Genomic DNA, 16,818 nt, shown 5'->3' on the forward strand with positions numbered 1-16,818 from the left:
CAACGGTAGGACAGCCGCCGCGTCATCGTGGTTGGTCACCGTGACACTTCATCATCCGGAGGGCGGCTTGCATGCGGGAAGGTCAGCTGTCCAGGATGTGCTGGGGCGGATTCGTCAAGCATCAGGTAAGACTCGACAGGGCTTCAGAACCTGGGCTCGACCGGCGAGGGCAGCCGGCCCGGGGGACCGACGCGGCCGGCGGGGTCAGCGGCTGGTGCCGGTCAGGGCCGGTGCCGGTCAGGGCCGGTCGCGGCCGGCGAGCAGGTCGTCGAAGCTGGTGGTGAGCGCGAACGGATCGGGCGGGGAGGTGCCGGGCCGCCGCCGCACCTGGTCGGCCAGTTCCCCGCCCGCGCGGAGGATGCGGGCGCGCAGAGCGCCGTCGGCGGTCCCACCGGACCAGTCCTCCGGTGCGGCGAAGACCGCCGTGGGCACGACCACCGCCCGCAGGTACGCGAACATCGGCCGGAGGGCGTGCTCCAGAGCCAGCGAGTGCCGGGCCGTACCAGCGGTGGCGGCGATCAACACCGGCCGGTCCACCAGCGTGCCGGAGTCGAGCACGTCGAAGAACGACTTGAACAGCCCGTTGTACGACCCGTTGAAGATCGGCGTGACCGCCACGACGCCGTCGGCCCCGGCGACGGCGTCCAGTGCCTCGCGCAGGCTGGCCGGCGGGAAGCCGGTGAGCAGGTTGTTGACCACGTCGTGGGCGTGGTCGCGCAGGTCAACCGGGCGGAGCTCGACCTCGACGCCCACCCGGGCCAGCTCGTCGCGGGTGGCCGCGGCGAGCTGGTCGGCGAGCAGCCGGGTGGACGAGGGCTGGGAGAGCCCGGCGGAGACCACGGCCAGGGTTCGGCGGCTCATCGGCCGGCCTCCGTCCCCGCACCGGCGACGGCCGACTCGGCGGCAGAACCGGCGACGGCCGACTCGGCGGCCCGGGCGGCGACGAGCGACGCGTGGGTGGGCGCCTCGGGCACGTGCGCGGGGCGCAGTGCGTCGAACTCCCGACGCAACACCGGGACCACCTCCTCGCCGAGGAGGTCGAGCTGCTCCAGCACGGTCTTCAGCGGCAGGCCGGCGTGGTCGATCAGGAAGAGCTGCCGCTGGTAGTCGCCGACGTAGTCGCGGAAGCCCAGGGTGCGGTCGATCACCTGCTGCGGGCTGCCCACGGTCAGCGGGGTCTGCTCGGTGAACTCCTCCAGCGACGGCCCGTGGCCGTAGACGGGGGCGTTGTCGAAGTACGGGCGGAACTCCCGCACCGCGTCCTGCGAGTTGCGCCGCATGAACACCTGCCCGCCGAGCCCCACAATCGCCTGGTCCGGTGAGCCGTGCCCGTAGTGGGCGAAGCGCTCCCGGTAGAGGCCGACCATCCGCTGGGTGTGCTCCGGAGGCCAGAAGATGTGGTTGGCGAAGAAGCCGTCGCCGTAGTAGGCGGCCTGCTCGGCGACCTCGGGGCTGCGGATCGAGCCGTGCCAGACGAACGGCGGCACCCCGTCGAGCGGGCGCGGCGTGGCGGTGAAGGACTGCAACGGGGTACGGAACTTGCCGGACCAGTCGACGACGTCCTCGCGCCACAGCCGGTGCAGCAGGTCGTAGTTCTCGATGGTCAGCGGGATGCCGGCGCGGATGTCCTTGCCGAACCACGGGTAGACCGGGCCGGTGTTGCCCCGACCGAGCATCAGGTCGACCCGGCCGTCGGCCAGGTGCTGGAGCATCGCGTAGTCCTCGGCGATCTTCACCGGGTCGTTGGTGGTGATCAGCGTGGTCGCGGTGGAGAGCAGCAGCCGCTCGGTGCGGGCCGCGATCCAGCCCAGCATGGTGGTGGGCGACGACGGCACGAACGGCGGGTTGTGGTGCTCGCCGGTGGCGAAGACGTCGAGGCCGACCTCCTCCACCTTGCGGGCGATCGTCACCATCGCCTTGATCCGTTCGTGCTCGGACGGCTCCCGCCCGTTGGTCGGGTCGACGGTGACGTCTCCGACGCTGAAGATCCCGAACTGCATGACCCACTCCTCGCTGACTACCGGGGCCGTCTCCGACCGTCGGACGCAGCGCACAACCTATTTGACGAGTCAACTATTCCGTCAGGCGGGCCCCGCCGGCCGGGCCGAGTCAGCCACCGGCCACCGAGGGAAGCACCCGCACCTCGGCACCGGGGCGGACCGGCGCGGCCAGGCCACCGACGTGCCGGCAGTCCTCCCCGTCGACGTAGACGTTGACGTACCGGCGCAGCTCACCGCGCTCGTCGCGGAGGCGGCGGGACAGCCGGGGCCAACCGTCGGCCAACTCGTCGAGAACATCCCGCAGCGTGCCGTGGGCCCGGACGGTGAGCCGCGCCGCGCCGCCGACCTCGCCGCGCAGCGGACCGGGCACCAGGACGGTGACCACTCAGACCTCCGCGGCCCGGACGCAGAGCACGTCGGGCAGGTGGGCGGCGACCAGCGACCAGGAGTCGCCCTCGTCGCGGCTGGCGTAGACCGCGCCGGAGCGGGTGCCGAAGTAGACCCCGGTCGGGTCGGCGTCGTCGGCGCACATCGCGTCGCGCAGCACCGCCGGGTAGAACGGGCCGTCGGGCAGGCCGACGGAGAGCGGCTCCCACGTTCCACCGGCGTCTGCGGAGCGGTAGACCCGGCAGCGGTGGTCCGCCGGGAAGCGCTCGCCGTCGGCGACGAGGGGGAACGACCAGATCATTCCGGGGCGGGTGGGATGGGCCACCACCGGGAAGCCGAAGTCGCTGGGCAGGCCGTCGGCGATCGAGGCCCAGGTGCGGCCCCCGTCGTCGCAGCGGTAGACCCCGTGGTGGTTCTGGGCGTACAGCCGCTCGGGGTCGCCGGCGTCCCGGGCGATCTTGTGGACGCACTGGCCGAACTCGGGCCACTCGTCGGGCAGGAAGTAGGCGTGGATGCCGGTGTTGCCCGGTGCCCAACTGGCCCCTGCGTCGTCGGAGCGGTAGACCCCGCCGGTCGACATGGCCACCACGAGGCGAGCCGGGTCGTGCGGGTGCGGCAGGACGCTGTGCACCGCCTGCCCACCGAAGCCCGCTTCCCACTGCGTGCGGTGGGGATGGTCCCAGAGCGCGCGGACCAGCTCGAAGGTGCGGCCGCCGTCGACGGAACGAAAGAGCGCCGACGGCTCGGTGCCGGCCCAGACCACGTCCGGCTCGGCCGGCCCGGCGGGGGCGAGCTGCCAGACCCGGCCGAGGGTCGCCCCCGTGTCGGCCGGAAAGGCGACCGGGGCGTGCTCGGGCTCGTGCCAGGACGCCCCCAGGTCGTCGCTGGTCGCCACGCTCGGCCCGAAGTGCGAGCTGGACGTCCCGGCGAGCAGGCGGGGAACGGCGCGCCGCTTGTCCACCGCCAGCGCGTAGACGCCGGTCATCGGGAAGTGCGGACCGTCGAGCTGCCACGTTCTGCGGCCGTCGGTGCTGGTGGCAAGGAAGAGACCCTTGCCGGTGCCGATCGCGAGCAGGGTGGTCATGGGCGGTTCTCCGGTCAGCCGGGGACAGATGGCGTGATTATGGCCATAGAGTCAGACAAGAATCGCGCAGACGCGTCGGGTCGGGTCGGGTCGGTCGGCGCCGGCTCAGCGGCGGGAGCGCGGCACGTGTCGGCGGTACCCGCTCACGGTCGGGTCACCGGCCAGCCAGAACCGCCATGGCACGTCGTGCGCGCCGGTCACCCCGACCCGGGGGCCAGCCGTGACCGCCGCCTCGGGCACCGGCTCGACAGCCGGGCGCAGCCGCACGGGACCGTCGCCGAGCAGGTAGCGCCCGTACACCGCCTTGTCGATGCCGAGGGCGGCGCAGAGCCGGGCCGGCCCGCGGGCCAGGTCGACGTCCCGCCGCACGGCGGCCCGCCGGGCCCGGGCCGCCTCGACGCCCTCGACCACCTCGCCGGCCCGCAGCAGCACCGCCGAGGCCTCCCCGTCCGGCCCGGTCACCACGTTCACGCACCAGTGCATGCCGTAGGTGAAGTAGACGTAGGCGTACCCGGCCGGGCCGAACATCACGGCGTTGCGCGGGGTGCGGCCCCGGTGCGCGTGCGAGGCCGGGTCGCCGGCCGTGCCGGCGTACGCCTCGACCTCGGTGATCCGGACGGTGACCCCGCCGGTCGAGAGCCGGCAGCCGAGCAGGCCCCGGGCGGCCGGCACGACCGGCCCGGCCAGCAGCTCGGCCAGCGCGGCGAGGCCGGCGTCGCGCACCGGCGCATCGGAGGGCGGCACCATGGCCCGAGCCTATCCGGGACGGTCCGGTGCGCCGGGCGACCACGGCTCTGGCGACCACCGCCCCGGCGACCGCGTCGCCCACCGCCCCGGGGGCGACGGCGAAAATGATCACCGGCAGCCCTGCCGCGCGCAGTCCCTGCTGGTACGCCTGCGCCACTCGACGGACGCAGCGCCTAGCTAGGGGCGACCAGCGGCTCCTCGGCAACTGGTCCCTCGGCTACCGGCGACGACGTGGCTCGGGCGGCGGCGATCGCCGCCTGCCCGGACGGCACCATGATCGCCACGATCATCACGGCGACCGTGACCAGGCCAGCCACGATCAGCAGAGTCTGGACGCTGATCACGTCGGCCAGCGGGCCGAACACCACCATGCCGATCGGGGTGGCCAGGGCCATCACGATGCCGACGTAGCTGAACACCCGGCCGTGCTTCTCCGGCTCCACCGTCTCCTGGATCAACGTCATGAACGGGGTGGAGAACAGGGGGACCGCGAGCCCGAACAAGAACATGAAGCCGTAGAAGACCCACAGGTTGGTGCTGAGGCCCAGCGCCACGGTGAGGATCGCGAAGCTGAAGGTGGAGATCAGGATGAGTCCGATCCGGCTGCGCTTGGCCAGCCAGGTGGCGATCAACGCTCCGCCGAGCAACATTCCCACGCTGAACGCGATCTCCAGTACGGCCAGCATCCACTTTTCGCTACCGAAGGTGCGGGCCACCATCAGCGGCGTGACGAACGACGGCGCGACGGTGAGCATGAAGATGATCGCGTAGACCAGCAGTAGCCAGCGGACGATCCGGTGGGTCCAGATGTACCGCATGCCCTCGACCAGATCCTGTCGGTAGGTGGTCGTGGTCTCTGTCGCCCGATCCAGGGTGGGCACCGCGACCAGGGCCAGCAGCCCGATCCCGATCACGGCGGTGATCACGTCCAGGAAGAAGACCGACACCACTCCGAAACCGGCGTAGATGGCGGCAGCCACCGCCGGAGCCAGCAGCGCCATCGCGGAGCTGGTGGTCTGGAACATGCCGTTGACCCGCATCAGCTGGTCGGCCGGCACGATCTGCGGAATGATCGCCTGCACCGTCGGTGTCTGCACCCCGGCCCCGAAGGAGCGGACCGCGACCGCCAGCAGGATCACCCACAGTTCCGTGATGCCGTTCAACATCAACAGGGCCAGGACCAGGGTCGCCGCCGCAATGCCCGCGTCGGCGATGATCGTCAGCGTCTTGCGGTTCATCCGGTCGGCCAGCACCCCGCCGAAGATCGACACGACACCCTGGGGGGCGAACGCGCAGACGGCGTAGAGCGCGATCGCCAGGCCGGACTTGGTCTCCAGCGTGACGTACCACATGACCACGTACTGGACGATCATTGAACCGAACAGCGACACGGTCTGGCCGGACAGGAAGAGCGCCACGTTGCGTTTCCAGCGTCCGGGTGCCAGCGCGGGACTGCTCTCGGGGACAAGGCTTGTCTCGGGCACGGTCTCCTCAATCAGGGCAGTTCGTCAGCGGCGACGGCAACGATAACCGCAGGGTGTGACGCCATCGGGGCACTGGCGAACGGCCCAGCTCGGTTCGGGAGGCCGGTTGACTCGTACGTCGGTGAGCACTCGCCCGATCAACCCAACCGGCAACCGCCGGGCGGAGCCGGGGTTACGTCTGGTGCTGCAGTTGATTTCCGGCAGCGTGAACGCTCCCGTGGCGCGCTAAAGACCATACCGGTGCCAGGTGGCTGTGGCTCGCAATTTAACCGGGAGCGACGCTGGCCGCCGCCCCGCGGAGAAGATGGTCAGTCGGGAGAAGCCGGCGGCCGAGCCGTCGCCCGAGCAGGAGCAGGAGCAGGAGGGCAAGTGATGGGCCTGCACCGTGGAGGCTGGCACCGGGGGCGCTGGGGCCGGCGCTGCGCCTGCACCAGACGGCACGCTCGGGGTTATCGCGGGAACGGGGGTCGCTGGTGATCAACGAACACCCACCGGAGTACGCCGGGGGCCCCTGTCTCGGGTGCGGCGATCCCTGGCCCTGCATTCCCCGCCAGGCGGCAATGATGAAGGAATTCGCCCACCATCCGACCGAAGCTGTTCCTACCTGGGTGCCTGGATTCAGGCGGGTCTGTTGGAACGAAAGGCCCGCGACCTTCCGCCCGACCCTGATGCCCGAGGGCGGCACTTCGGGTGGATCGGCCTACTGATAGAGGCTCGGGAAATCATGGCCGAGGTTACCGATGAACAGCCTCACCAAATCCGCGAAACCGTGAGACGTTTTCCATATCACCCGTGCGGCAAGCGTCCAGTTCATCAGTCCGATCTTCTTTCGCCTAATCAAGATCCGCACGGAGATTCACACGTACGACGGCTGGTTGTGGATCGACGGCTACCAGCTCGACGCCAAGGGAGAGGCCGCCGCACGCCGGGAGTTGTTCGTCATGAGGGCAGGAGTGAGCGTTATGAACTCACCTCCCACACCCGAACCACGGACAGCAGCCAGGCGGACGAGCGCGACGCGTTGAACACTTCGTTGACAACAGTGCGTTTGCCTGCTGGAATCGACGGCATGACCGCAGCGGAGCAGGATCTGTTCACCGCGCCCGATCCGGCGCACGCCCGGGCGCACCGCACCTATGCCGCGCTGACCCGGATCGCCGAGCGGCACGCGTCCGACGACGCACGCCGCCGACGCCACACCAACCCGTACGTGCCGGACCCGTACGAGGCGGTGGCCCTGGTGACCGCGCTGGCCGCCGGCGGCGCGGAGCTGGCCGCCGACGAGGAGCCGGTCGACTCCGCCGACCTGGTGGCCGCGCTCACCCTCGTGCCGCACGTGCGGGCCGAGCTGGACGCGCTGGAGGCCGGGCTGCTCCGGCTCGCCCGCGACCGGGGGCTGACCTGGCAGTCGATCGCCTACGGGCTGGGCCTCGGCACGCCCCAGGCCGCCCGGCAGCGCTTCGAGCGGCTCACCGGCCGGGTCGACGCCGGGGCCGGGAGCAACGCACGGAACGACGGCACCCGGCAGAACGACGACGGCGGCGGCAGACCGGACGGCGAAGGCAGCGGCGAGGGCGACGGCAGACCGGACGGCGGCGACGGCGAGCGCGACGGCGGGGGACGGGGAAGGTGACGGAGCGCGCGGAGCTGCTGGCGTACTGCCTGGCGAAGCCGGGGGCGTGGCTGGACCAGCCGTGGGAGGACAACGAGGTGGTGAAGGTGGGCGGGCGGATCTTCGCCTTCCTCGGCCCGGAGTCCGGCGAGCGGGTGGGCGTCAAGTGCGGCCCGACCCGGGACGTGGCCGACGAGTGGCTGCACCGGTTCCCCGACGACGCGGTCCCCTCCCCCTACCTCGGCCGGTCGGGGTGGAACAGCCTGCGGCTGGCCGGCGCAATCGACGGCGACGAGCTGCGCGAGGCGGTCGACGCCTCGTACGAGGCGGTGGTGGCGAAGCTGCCGAAGCGGGACCGCCCGGCGGCCGACTGAGCTGGGACCGCCCGGCGGCCGGCTGAGCGCGGCGCAACGGCCGACGCGGCGCGCGGGAGGCTCCCGCGCGCCGCGTCAGGACAGCGTCGTCAGCGGGGCACGACCTGCTCGGCCGCCCACTCCCGCCAGCCGGCGAGCTGGTCGACGGCGGCGGCGAGCTGGTCGGCGACCGGTCCGGGGCCGGTGGAGCCGGGGGTGGTCCGCGCGGCCAGCGCCGAGCGGACCGAGAGCACGTCGCGTACCGACGGGTCGAGGTGCTCGCTGACCGTGGTCAGGTCGGCGTCAGAGACCTCGTCGAGGGCGCAGTCGCGGACCGCGCAGAGCGCCACCAGCCTGCCGGTGATCTCGTGGGCGTCCCGGAACGGCACGTTGCGCCGGACCAGCCAGTCGGCGACCTCGGTGGCCAGGGAGAAGCCGACCGGCGCGGCGGCGACGAGGCGGTCGACGCGTACGGTCATCGTGGAGATCATCCCGGCGAGGGCCGGCAGCAGCAGCTCCAGCGTGTCGACCGCGTCGAAGGCCGGCTCCTTGTCCTCCTGCATGTCCCGGTCGTACGCCATCGGCAGGCCCTTGAGCATGGTCAGCACGCTCACCAGGCCGCCGATGAGCCGGCCGGACTTACCCCGGGCCAGCTCGGCGATGTCCGCGTTCTTCTTCTGCGGCATGATCGACGAGCCGGTGGCGAACGCGTCGTCCAGCTCGACCCAGCCGAACTCCTGCGACGTCCAGAGCACCACCTCCTCGCCGAGGCGGGACAGGTGCACCCCGATCATCGCGGTGATGAAGAGGAACTCGGCCACGAAGTCCCGGTCGGCGACCGCGTCCATCGAGTTGGCGAAGGACGTGCGGAAGCCCAGCTCCTTCGACACCGCCACCGGGTCCAGCGGCAGCCCGGAGCCGGCGAGCGCGCCCGCGCCGAGCGGGCTCACCGCGGCCCGGTGGTCCCAGTCGCGCATCCGGTCCAGGTCGCGCAGCAGCGGCTGCACGTGGGCCAGCAGCCAATGGCCGAAGGTGACCGGCTGGGCGTGCTGGAGATGGGTCATCCCCGGCGCGGCCGTGTCGACGTGCCGCTCGGCCTGCTCGGTGAGGGCCTCGGCCAGCTCGACCAGCCGACCGGCCACACCGCGGGCGTGGTCGCGCAGGTAGAGCCGCAGGTCGGTGGCGACCTGGTCGTTGCGGGACCGGCCGGCGCGCAGCTTGCCGCCGAGGCTGCCGAGGCGTTCCAGCAGCCCCCGCTCCAGGGCCGTGTGCACGTCCTCGTCGTCGACGGTGGGGCGGAACGACCCGGAGGCGCAGGCGGCCTCCAGGTCGTCCAGGGCAGCGAGGATGCGACCCAGCTCCTCCGGGTCGAGCAGGCCGGCGCCCGCCAGGACCCGGGCGTGCGCCCGGGACCCGGCGAGGTCGTACGGGGCGAGGCGCCAGTCGAACTGCACGCTGACCGACAGCCGGGCCAGGGCCTCGGAGGGACCGCCGGCGAACCGGCCGCCCCACAGGCTCGTACGGTTGGTCGCGGCGCTGTTCTCGGTGAGGCTCTTGTCGTCCACGCCACCCATTGTGGTTCCCACTACTGTCAGCCGCCCAACCGGGCGTCCCGGGCGGCAGCCATCTTGCTGGGCAGGCCCCACAGCTGCACGAAGCCCTTGGCCAGGGACTGGTCGAAGGTGTCGCCGGTGTCGTAGGTGGCCATGCCGAAGTCGTACAGGCTGGCCTCGGAGCGCCGACCGGTGACGGTGGCCCGGCCGCCGTGCAGGGTGAGCCGCACCTCGCCGGTGACCTGCTGCTGGGCGTCGTCGATGAAGGCGTCCAGGGCCCGCTTCAGCGGGGAGAACCACAGGCCGTCGTAGACCAGCTCGCCCCAACGCTGCTCGACGCCCTTCTTGAACCGGGCCAGGTCCCGCTCGACGGTGACCGCCTCCAACTCCTGGTGGGCGGTGATCAGCGCGATCGCGCCGGGGGCCTCGTACACCTCGCGGCTCTTGATGCCGATGAGGCGGTCCTCGACCATGTCGAGCCGGCCGACGCCCTGCGCGCCCGCGCGCCGGTTCAGCTCACCGATCGCCTGGTACGGGGTGACGGTCTCGCCGTCGATCGCGACCGGGACGCCGGCCTCGAAGGTGATGACCACCTCGTCGGCGTCGCGCTCCTGCGCCGGGTCGGACGTGTACGAGTACAGGTCCTCGATCGGGGCGTTCCAGATGTCCTCAAGGAAGCCGGTCTCCACGGCCCGGCCCCACAGGTTCTGGTCGATCGAGTAAGGCGACTTGGCCGACACGTCGATCGGCAGGCCCTTCTCCTCGGCGAAGGCGATCGCCTTGTCCCGGGTCCAGGCGAAGTCCCGGGCCGGAGCGATGATCTTCAGGTCGGGGGCGAGCGCGGCCAGGCCGACCTCGAAGCGGACCTGGTCGTTGCCCTTGCCGGTGCAGCCGTGCGACACGATCGTGCCGCCGTGCTTGCGGGCCGCGGCCACCAGGTGCTTCACGATCAGCGGCCGGGACAGCGCGGAAACCAGCGGGTACCGGTCCATGTAGAGGGCGTTGGCCCGCATCGCCGGCAGGCAGTAGTCGGCGGCGAACTCGTCGCGCGCGTTGACCACCTCCGACTCGACGGCCCCGCAGTCCAGGGCGCGCTGCTGGATGGCGTCGAGGTCCTCGCCGCCCTGCCCGACGTCCACCGCCACCGCGATGATCTCGGCGCCGGTCTGCTCGGCCAGGTACGGAATGGCGACAGAGGTGTCCAACCCTCCGGAATACGCAAGGACGACCCGCTCGGTCATGGTGTGCTGCTCCCTTCAACTTGTTGTTCTTCCCGACGGGACCACGCGGTGAGCTTCTCGCCCAACGCGGCACCGCCGACGGCCTCGCGGGCCACGACGAGAATGGTGTCGTCGCCGGCGATGGTGCCGACGACCTCGGGCAGGCCCGCTCGGTCCAACGCGCTGGCCAGGTACTGGGCTGCGCCCGGCGGGGTACGCAGCACGGCGATGTTGCCGCTGGAGTCGACCTCGTTGAGCAGCTCCCGCAGCAGCCGGATCAGCCGGGCCGGTGCGGCCTCGGCGTCGCGCAGCGGGCGGTGGCCGTCCTCGGGGATGACGTACACGGCGCGCCCGTCGCCGCCCCGGGCGGTGACCGCGCCCAACTCCTTGAGGTCCCGCGACAGGGTGGCCTGGGTGACTCCCGCGCCGTCGCCGGCGAGCAGGTCGGCCAGCTCGGTCTGCGAGCGGACCTCCTTGTCGCGGATCAGCTCCACAATGCGGGCGTGCCGCGCGGCCCGGGTCAGCGGCGCGGTCATCGCCGGTCCCCCAGCAGGTACGTCAGCAGCGCCTTCTGCACGTGCAGCCGGTTCTCCGCCTGGTCGAACACGGCGCTGCGCGGGCCGTCGAGCGCCTCGTCGGTGATCTCCTCGCCCCGGTGCGCCGGCAGGCAGTGCAGCACGATCACCTCCGGCGCGGCGTGCCCGAGCAGCTCCTCGTTGACCTGGTACGGCAGGAACGGGGTGATCCGGTCCAGCCCGTCGGCCTCCTGCCCCATCGAGGTCCAGGTGTCGGTGGCGACCACATCGGCGCCCCGGACCGCCTCGACCGGATCGTGCAGCACGCGTACCGACCCGCCGGTGCCGGCGGCGATCTCCGCCGCCCGGGCCACCACCTGCGGGTCAGGGTCGAACCCGTCCGGCCCGGCGACCCGCACGTGCATCCCGGCGGTCGCCCCGGCCAGCAGGTACGAGTGGGACAGGTTGTTCGCCGTGTCCCCGACGTACACCAGGGTCCGCCCGGCCGTGCCGCCGCACCGCTCGCGGACGGTGAGTAGGTCGGCCAGGAGCTGGCAGGGGTGAAAGCCGTCGGTGAGTGCGTTGATCACCGGCACGGTGGCGTGCTCGGCGACCTCGGCCAGGCGGTCGTCGCCGTGGGTGCGCAGCACGATCGCGACCACGTACCGCGACAGCACCCGGCCGGCGTCGGCGAGGGTCTCGCCCCGGCCGAAGTGGGTGACCTGGGTGTCCACCACAAGGGGGTGCCCGCCCAGTTCGGCGATGCCGGCGTCGAAGGAGATCCGGGTGCGCAGGCTCTGCTTGTCGAACAGCACCGCCACCGACTTCGGCCCGGCGAGCGGCTTGTGGGTGTACCGCTCGGCCTTCATCAGGGCGGCCAAATCCAGCACGGCCGACTGCTCGGCGGGCGAGAGGTCGTCGTCGCGCAGCAGGTGCCGGATCATGCGGTGACCTCCGGGGTGATGGCGTCAAGGGCAGCGGGGAGAGCGGCCAGGAAGGTGTCGACCTGGTCGGCGGTCAGGATCAGCGGCGGGGCGAGCCGGAGCACCCCGGGCTGCACCGGGTTGACCAGAAAACCGGCCTCGCGCAGGGCAGCCGCCACCGGGCCGGCGACGTCAGCGGTGAGCACGATCCCGAGCAGCAGGCCCGCGCCGCGCACCTCGGCGACCAGGGGGTGGCCGAGCGTCTCGATGCCCCGGCGCAGCCGCTCGCCGACCCGCTTGACGTGGTCGAGCAGCCCCTCGCTGGCGATGGTCGACACCACCGCGAGGGCAGCGGCGCAGCTGATCGGGTTGCCGCCGAAGGTCGTGCCGTGGGAGCCGGGGGCGAGCAGGTCGGCGGCGGGCCCGAAGGCCAGGCAGGCACCGATCGGCAGGCCGCCGCCGAGGCCCTTGGCGAGGGTGACGATGTCGGGCTCGACGCCCTCGGCCTGGTGGGCGAACCAGTGCCCGGTGCGGCCGACGCCGGTCTGCACCTCGTCGAGCACCAGCAGGGCACCGTGCCGGGCGGTGATCCGCCGGGCCGCGGCGAGGTAGCCGGCCGGCGGGACGACGACGCCGCCCTCGCCCTGGATCGGCTCAAGAATCACCATGGCGGTCGCGTCGGTCACCGCCTCGGCCAGGGCGGCGGTGTCACCGTACGGGACGTGGGTGACATCGCCGGGTAGCGGGCGGAACGGGTCGGCCTTGGCGGGCTGGCCGGTGAGCGCGAGGGCACCCATGGTCCGGCCGTGGAAGCCCCCAGCGGCGGCGACCACGTGGGAGCGGCCGGTGAGCCGGGACAGCTTGAACGCCGCCTCGTTGACCTCGGCGCCGGAGTTGGCGAAGAAGACCCGGCCGGACCGGCCGGCCAGGGCCAACAGCAGCTCGGCCAGGGCCACCGGGGGCTCGGCGACGAACAGGTTGGACACGTGCCCGAGGGTGGCAACCTGCTTCGATACGGCGGCCACCACGGCCGGGTGGGCATGGCCTAGGGCGTTGACCGCGATGCCGCCGAGCAGATCGACGTACTCCCGGCCGGCCTCGTCGACCACGACGGCGCCGGCACCGGAGACCAGCGCGAGCGGCGGCGTGCCGTAGTTGTCCATCAACGACTGCCGCCAGCGGTCCACCAACGTGCTCATGACGAAACCGTGCCTTCCATGTTCGCGACTGCGGGGCTCGCAAGCTCACTCCTCGCGCTCACGACACCCTCCATGTTCGCGACTGCGGGGCTCGCAAGCTCACTCCTCGCGCTCACGACACCCTCCATGTTCGCGACTGCGGGGCTCGCAAGCTCACTCCTCGCGCTCACGACCATCGTTCCGAATCCTTCCGAGGTGAAGACCTCCAGCAGCGTGGAGTGGGCCACCCGGCCGTCGACGACGTGCGCTGCGGGGACGCCCTGCTGTACCGCCCGCAGGCAGGCCTCCATCTTCGGGACCATCCCCGAGGAAAGGGACGGCAGCAGCTTCGCCAGGTCGTCGGTGGTGATCTCGCTGACCAGGCTGCCGGTGTCCGGCCAGTCGGCGTAGAGACCGGGGACGTCGGTGAGGACGACCAGCTTGCGGGCCTGAAGGGCGATCGCGAGCGCCGCGGCGGCGGTGTCGGCGTTGAGGTTGTGCAGCACCCCGTCGACATCCGGCGCGACGGTGGAGATCACCGGGATGCGGCCCGCCGCGATCAGGTCGGTGACCGCCGAGACATCCACGGACTCGACGTCGCCGACCTGGCCGACGTCCACCGGCTCCCCATCGACGTACGCGGGGCGGCGCACGGCGGTGAACAGGCCGCCGTCCTCGCCGGAGAGTCCGACGGCGAACGGGCCGTGGGCGTTGATCAGCCCGACCAGCTCCCGGCCGACCTGGCCGACCAGCACCATCCGGACGACGTCCATCGCCTCGGGGGTGGTGACCCGCAGGCCGCCCTTGAACTCGCTGGCGATGCCGAGCCGGCCCAGCATGGCCGAGACCTGCGGGCCGCCGCCGTGCACCACGACCGGTTTGAGGCCGGCATAGCGCAGGAAAACCATGTCGGCGGCGAAGGCCCGCTGGAGTTCGGGATCGACCATGGCGTTGCCGCCGTACTTGATCACGACGGTGGTGCCGGAGAGGCGGGCGAGCCAGGGCAGCGCCTCGATCAGCGTCTCGGCCTTGGCCTGGGCCCGGGTAAGGTCCGCGGTGAGGCTCACAGTGCCGACCTTCCGATCGCGACTGCGGGACTCCGCTGCGCTACGTTCCTCGCGCTCACAGCGCCGACCCCTTGTTCGCGAACTGCGGGACTCCGCTGCGCTACGTTCCTCACGCTCACAGCGCCGACCCCTTGTTCGCGAACTGCGGGACTCCGCTGCGCTACGTTCCTCACGCTCACGATGAGTACGCCGAGTTCTCGTGTACGTACGCGTGCGACAGGTCGTTGGTCCACACGGTGGCCACCGCGTCGCCGGCGCGCAGGTCGATCCGGATGGTGATGTTCCGCCCGGTGAGGTCGACCTTTGACCGGTCCTCGGCGGCGGCACCCGAGCGGCACACCCAGATCCCGTTCACGGCGACGTCGACGGCGTCCGGCTCGAACGCGGCGGCGGTGGTGCCGACGGCGGCGAGGATGCGACCCCAGTTCGGGTCGTTGCCGAACAGTGCGGTCTTCACCAGGTTGTTGCGGGCCACCGACCGGCCCACCTCGACCGCGTCATCCTCACTCGCGGCGCCGACCACGTCGATGGCGATCTGCTTGGTGGCGCCCTCGGCGTCGGCGATGAGCTGCTGGGCCAGGTCGTGGCAGGCTGCGGTGACCGCTTCGTTCAGCTCCGCCTGCGTCGGCTCGACACCGGACGCGCCGCTGGAGAGCAGCAGCACGGTGTCGTTGGTGGACATGCAGCCGTCGGAGTCGATCCGGTCGAAGGTGATCCGGCAGGCCGCCCGCAGCGCGGCGTCGAGTGTCTCCGGCCCGGCCACCGCGTCGGTGGTCAACACGCAGAGCATGGTCGCCATGGCCGGGGCGAGCATGCCGGCGCCCTTGGCCATCCCGCCGACGGCCCAGCCGCTGCCCCGGGCCACAGTGGTCTTGGGCCGGGTGTCGGTGGTCATGATCGCCTCGGCGGCGGCGGTGCCGCCGTCGCGGGAGAGACCCCGGATCGCCGCCCGTACCCCGGGCAGCAGCTTCGGCATCGGCAGCCGCTCGCCGATCAGCCCGGTGGAGCAGACCGCAACGTCGGCGGCACCGAGGCGCAGCCGAGGGCTGGACGAGGTCAGGGCGGCGGCGGTGTGCTCGGCGGTGGCGTGGGTGTCCTGGAAGCCGGCCGGGCCGGTGCAGGCGTTCGCGCCGCCGGAGTTGAGCACCACGGCGCGGACCACGCCGCCCCGGACCACCTGCTGGGTCCAGATCACGGGGGCGGCCTTGACCCGGTTGGCGGTGAAGACACCGGCGACACCGGCGTCCGGGCCGTCGTTGACGACGAGGGCGACATCGCTCGCGCCGTCGGTCTTGAGCCCGGCGGCGACCCCTGCCGCCCGGAACCCTCTCGGCGTGGTGACTGTCACTGTGCTGGCCCTCCGATCGCGACTGCGGGGCTCCGCTGCGCTGCACTCCTCACGCTCACCGACGCTGGCCCTCCGATCGCGACTGCGGGGCTCCGCTGCGCTGCACTCCTCACGCTCATGGTGCGATCCCCCAGACGGACAGGCCGGTGGTCTCCGGAAGGCCGAGCATCAGGTTGGCGTTCTGCACGGCCTGCCCGGCCGCGCCCTTACCGAGGTTGTCGACGGCGCTGACCACGATCACCCGGCCGGAGTCGGCGTCGACGGTCGCCTGGAGGTGGCAGGAGTTCGCGCCGAGGGTGGCCGCGGTGTGCGGCCAGGCCCCCTCGGGCAGCACGTGCACGAACGGCGCGTCCGCGTACGCCTGGGCGAGCACCACGTGGGGGTCGGCGTTGCCGGTCGGCACGGCGGTGACCGTGGCGAGGATGCCGCGCGGCATCGGCGCCAGGACCGGGGTGAGGGAGAGGCTGGTCGCGCCGGTGGCCTGCTTGATCTCCGGCACGTGCTGGTGGGCGCCGACCTTGTAGGGCGACAGGTCCCCCATCACCTCGCTGCCGAGCAGGTGGGCCTTGGCGGCCCGGCCCGCGCCGGAGGTGCCGGACGCAGCGACCACCACCACGTCGGCGGGCGCGACCACGCCGGCCGCGACCAGCGGGGCGAGCGCGAGCGTGACGGCCACGGCGTAGCAGCCGGTGTTCGCCACCCGGGTCGCGGCGGCGATAGCGGCGCGCTGGCCGGGCAGCTCGGGCAGGCCGTAGGTCCAGGCGCCCGCGTGCTCGCCGCCGTAGTACCGCGACCAGGCGGCGGCGTCGCGCAGCCGATGGTCCGCGCCCAGGTCGACCACCCGAACCGACTCGGGCAGGGCGGCGGCCAGGGCCGCCGACTCGCCGTGTGGCAGGGCCAGGAAGACCAGGTCCGCGTCGGCCAGGGCCGCCGGGTCGGTCGCCGCGAACACCATCTCCAGCCCGACAAGCTGCGGGTGTACGGCGGCGACCGGCGCGCCGGCCTGGCGGTGCGCCGTGGCGGCGACCAGGTCGAGATCGGGATGACCGGCGATCAGGCGCAGCAGCTCGCCACCGGCATAACCACTTGCCCCCGCGACCGCAACTCGGATACCCATTCCCACCTCCGCATGAATATGCAGGCCAGGCTACCGCCGAGGGCGGAGTACTGCAAGGTCATGCGTACCGGCGTATGGAAATGACAAGGGTGATAGTGATCACTTCGCCGCTGGGCGGTGGGGTCAGTTGAGGCGCGGGGCGAGACAGCACTCCGCGACCTCCCCGGCTACGTACCCTCGGGGAGCTGGACCCGGAGGCGGGGTAACGGACACCCGGGGAGGTTTGCCGG

The 16,818-nt window shown here is 72.2% G+C and carries 18 protein-coding genes; 4 read left to right on the top strand and 14 right to left on the bottom strand.

Features of this window, described 5'->3' with window-relative positions:
- Window positions 1-237: 237 nt before the first annotated feature.
- The 6 genes from SNR22_RS18715 to SNR22_RS18740 form a co-directional block, all read right to left on the bottom strand.
- The gene (locus SNR22_RS18715; RefSeq protein ID WP_320067897.1) at window positions 238-861 is read right to left on the bottom strand and encodes an FMN reductase; all 624 of its coding nucleotides are present in this window, start codon (window positions 859-861) and stop codon (window positions 238-240) included.
- On the bottom strand, window positions 858-2,000 hold the full coding sequence (locus SNR22_RS18720) for an LLM class flavin-dependent oxidoreductase (protein WP_320067898.1): 1,143 nt from the start codon (window positions 1,998-2,000) through the stop codon (window positions 858-860). The genes SNR22_RS18715 and SNR22_RS18720 overlap by 4 nt, the downstream gene beginning before the upstream one ends.
- 109 nt (window positions 2,001-2,109) lie before the next feature.
- Window positions 2,110-2,385, bottom strand: a complete 276-nt coding sequence (locus tag SNR22_RS18725; protein ID WP_320067899.1) for a ubiquitin-like small modifier protein 1 — start codon at window positions 2,383-2,385, stop codon at window positions 2,110-2,112.
- The gene (locus tag SNR22_RS18730; RefSeq protein WP_320067900.1) at window positions 2,386-3,471 is read right to left on the bottom strand and encodes an exo-alpha-sialidase; all 1,086 of its coding nucleotides are present in this window, start codon (window positions 3,469-3,471) and stop codon (window positions 2,386-2,388) included.
- A 105-nt stretch (window positions 3,472-3,576) separates the two neighbouring features.
- Window positions 3,577-4,218: a DNA-3-methyladenine glycosylase gene (locus SNR22_RS18735; protein ID WP_320067901.1), complete on the bottom strand. Its 642-nt coding sequence runs from the start codon at window positions 4,216-4,218 to the stop codon at window positions 3,577-3,579.
- A 173-nt stretch (window positions 4,219-4,391) separates the two neighbouring features.
- Window positions 4,392-5,702, bottom strand: a complete 1,311-nt coding sequence (locus SNR22_RS18740) for an MFS transporter (protein WP_320067902.1) — start codon at window positions 5,700-5,702, stop codon at window positions 4,392-4,394.
- Window positions 5,703-5,949: 247 nt separating this feature from the next.
- Here SNR22_RS18740 and SNR22_RS18745 point away from each other — a divergent pair, with 247 nt between their 5' ends.
- The 4 genes from SNR22_RS18745 to SNR22_RS18755 all read left to right on the top strand — a co-directional run bounded on the left by SNR22_RS18745 (window position 5,950) and on the right by SNR22_RS18755 (window position 7,688).
- Entirely contained in the window at window positions 5,950-6,075 is a 126-nt protein-coding gene (locus SNR22_RS18745) for a hypothetical protein (RefSeq protein WP_320067903.1), read from the top strand.
- 412 nt (window positions 6,076-6,487) lie between these two features.
- Complete coding sequence (locus SNR22_RS29415) at window positions 6,488-6,727, top strand: hypothetical protein (RefSeq protein ID WP_413775660.1); 240 nt, start codon at window positions 6,488-6,490, stop codon at window positions 6,725-6,727.
- A gap of 44 nt (window positions 6,728-6,771) precedes the next feature.
- Window positions 6,772-7,335 carry a DNA-binding protein gene (locus tag SNR22_RS18750; protein ID WP_320067904.1) on the top strand — a complete coding sequence of 188 codons (564 nt, stop codon included), beginning with the start codon at window positions 6,772-6,774 and terminating at the stop codon, window positions 7,333-7,335.
- Window positions 7,332-7,688: an MmcQ/YjbR family DNA-binding protein gene (locus SNR22_RS18755; protein WP_320067905.1), complete on the top strand. Its 357-nt coding sequence runs from the start codon at window positions 7,332-7,334 to the stop codon at window positions 7,686-7,688. The genes SNR22_RS18750 and SNR22_RS18755 overlap by 4 nt, the downstream gene beginning before the upstream one ends.
- A gap of 89 nt (window positions 7,689-7,777) precedes the next feature.
- Here SNR22_RS18755 and argH read toward each other — a convergent pair whose 3' ends face one another.
- The 8 genes from argH to argC all read right to left on the bottom strand — a co-directional run bounded on the left by argH (window position 7,778) and on the right by argC (window position 16,588).
- Entirely contained in the window at window positions 7,778-9,241 is a 1,464-nt protein-coding gene (gene argH, locus SNR22_RS18760; protein ID WP_320067906.1) for an argininosuccinate lyase, read from the bottom strand.
- Between the two features lie 17 nt (window positions 9,242-9,258).
- Entirely contained in the window at window positions 9,259-10,461 is a 1,203-nt protein-coding gene (locus tag SNR22_RS18765) for an argininosuccinate synthase (RefSeq protein ID WP_320067907.1), read from the bottom strand.
- The gene (locus SNR22_RS18770; protein WP_320067908.1) at window positions 10,458-10,976 is read right to left on the bottom strand and encodes an arginine repressor; all 519 of its coding nucleotides are present in this window, start codon (window positions 10,974-10,976) and stop codon (window positions 10,458-10,460) included. Before SNR22_RS18770 ends, SNR22_RS18765 begins: the two co-directional genes overlap by 4 nt.
- On the bottom strand, window positions 10,973-11,899 hold the full coding sequence (argF, locus tag SNR22_RS18775; protein WP_320067909.1) for an ornithine carbamoyltransferase: 927 nt from the start codon (window positions 11,897-11,899) through the stop codon (window positions 10,973-10,975). Before argF ends, SNR22_RS18770 begins: the two co-directional genes overlap by 4 nt.
- On the bottom strand, window positions 11,896-13,077 hold the full coding sequence (locus tag SNR22_RS18780) for an acetylornithine transaminase (RefSeq protein WP_320067910.1): 1,182 nt from the start codon (window positions 13,075-13,077) through the stop codon (window positions 11,896-11,898). The genes argF and SNR22_RS18780 overlap by 4 nt, the downstream gene beginning before the upstream one ends.
- Complete coding sequence (argB, locus tag SNR22_RS18785; protein ID WP_320067911.1) at window positions 13,074-14,123, bottom strand: acetylglutamate kinase; 1,050 nt, start codon at window positions 14,121-14,123, stop codon at window positions 13,074-13,076. Before argB ends, SNR22_RS18780 begins: the two co-directional genes overlap by 4 nt.
- 175 nt (window positions 14,124-14,298) lie before the next feature.
- Window positions 14,299-15,471, bottom strand: a complete 1,173-nt coding sequence (gene argJ / locus SNR22_RS18790) for a bifunctional glutamate N-acetyltransferase/amino-acid acetyltransferase ArgJ (RefSeq protein WP_320067912.1) — start codon at window positions 15,469-15,471, stop codon at window positions 14,299-14,301.
- A 115-nt stretch (window positions 15,472-15,586) separates the two neighbouring features.
- Entirely contained in the window at window positions 15,587-16,588 is a 1,002-nt protein-coding gene (gene argC, locus SNR22_RS18795) for an N-acetyl-gamma-glutamyl-phosphate reductase (protein WP_320067913.1), read from the bottom strand.
- Window positions 16,589-16,818: the final 230 nt, after the last annotated feature.

It is taken from the genome of Micromonospora sp. RTGN7 (genome assembly GCF_033804645.1).
Classification (GTDB): domain Bacteria; phylum Actinomycetota; class Actinomycetes; order Mycobacteriales; family Micromonosporaceae; genus Micromonospora.

What these genes read in the sequence shown, in the direction of transcription:
- SNR22_RS18715 (WP_320067897.1), bottom strand. Translation starts at nt 861, where the DNA reads ATGAGCCGCCGAACCCTGGCCGTGGTCTCCGCCGGGCTCTCCCAGCCC.
- SNR22_RS18720 (WP_320067898.1), bottom strand. Translation starts at nt 2,000, where the DNA reads ATGCAGTTCGGGATCTTCAGCGTCGGAGACGTCACCGTCGACCCGACC.
- SNR22_RS18730 (WP_320067900.1), bottom strand. Translation starts at nt 3,471, where the DNA reads ATGACCACCCTGCTCGCGATCGGCACCGGCAAGGGTCTCTTCCTTGCC.
- SNR22_RS18735 (WP_320067901.1), bottom strand. Translation starts at nt 4,218, where the DNA reads ATGGTGCCGCCCTCCGATGCGCCGGTGCGCGACGCCGGCCTCGCCGCG.
- SNR22_RS18750 (WP_320067904.1), top strand. Translation starts at nt 6,772, where the DNA reads ATGACCGCAGCGGAGCAGGATCTGTTCACCGCGCCCGATCCGGCGCAC.
- argH (WP_320067906.1), bottom strand. Translation starts at nt 9,241, where the DNA reads ATGGGTGGCGTGGACGACAAGAGCCTCACCGAGAACAGCGCCGCGACC.
- SNR22_RS18765 (WP_320067907.1), bottom strand. Translation starts at nt 10,461, where the DNA reads ATGACCGAGCGGGTCGTCCTTGCGTATTCCGGAGGGTTGGACACCTCT.
- SNR22_RS18770 (WP_320067908.1), bottom strand. Translation starts at nt 10,976, where the DNA reads ATGACCGCGCCGCTGACCCGGGCCGCGCGGCACGCCCGCATTGTGGAG.
- argF (WP_320067909.1), bottom strand. Translation starts at nt 11,899, where the DNA reads ATGATCCGGCACCTGCTGCGCGACGACGACCTCTCGCCCGCCGAGCAG.
- SNR22_RS18780 (WP_320067910.1), bottom strand. Translation starts at nt 13,077, where the DNA reads ATGAGCACGTTGGTGGACCGCTGGCGGCAGTCGTTGATGGACAACTAC.
- argC (WP_320067913.1), bottom strand. Translation starts at nt 16,588, where the DNA reads ATGGGTATCCGAGTTGCGGTCGCGGGGGCAAGTGGTTATGCCGGTGGC.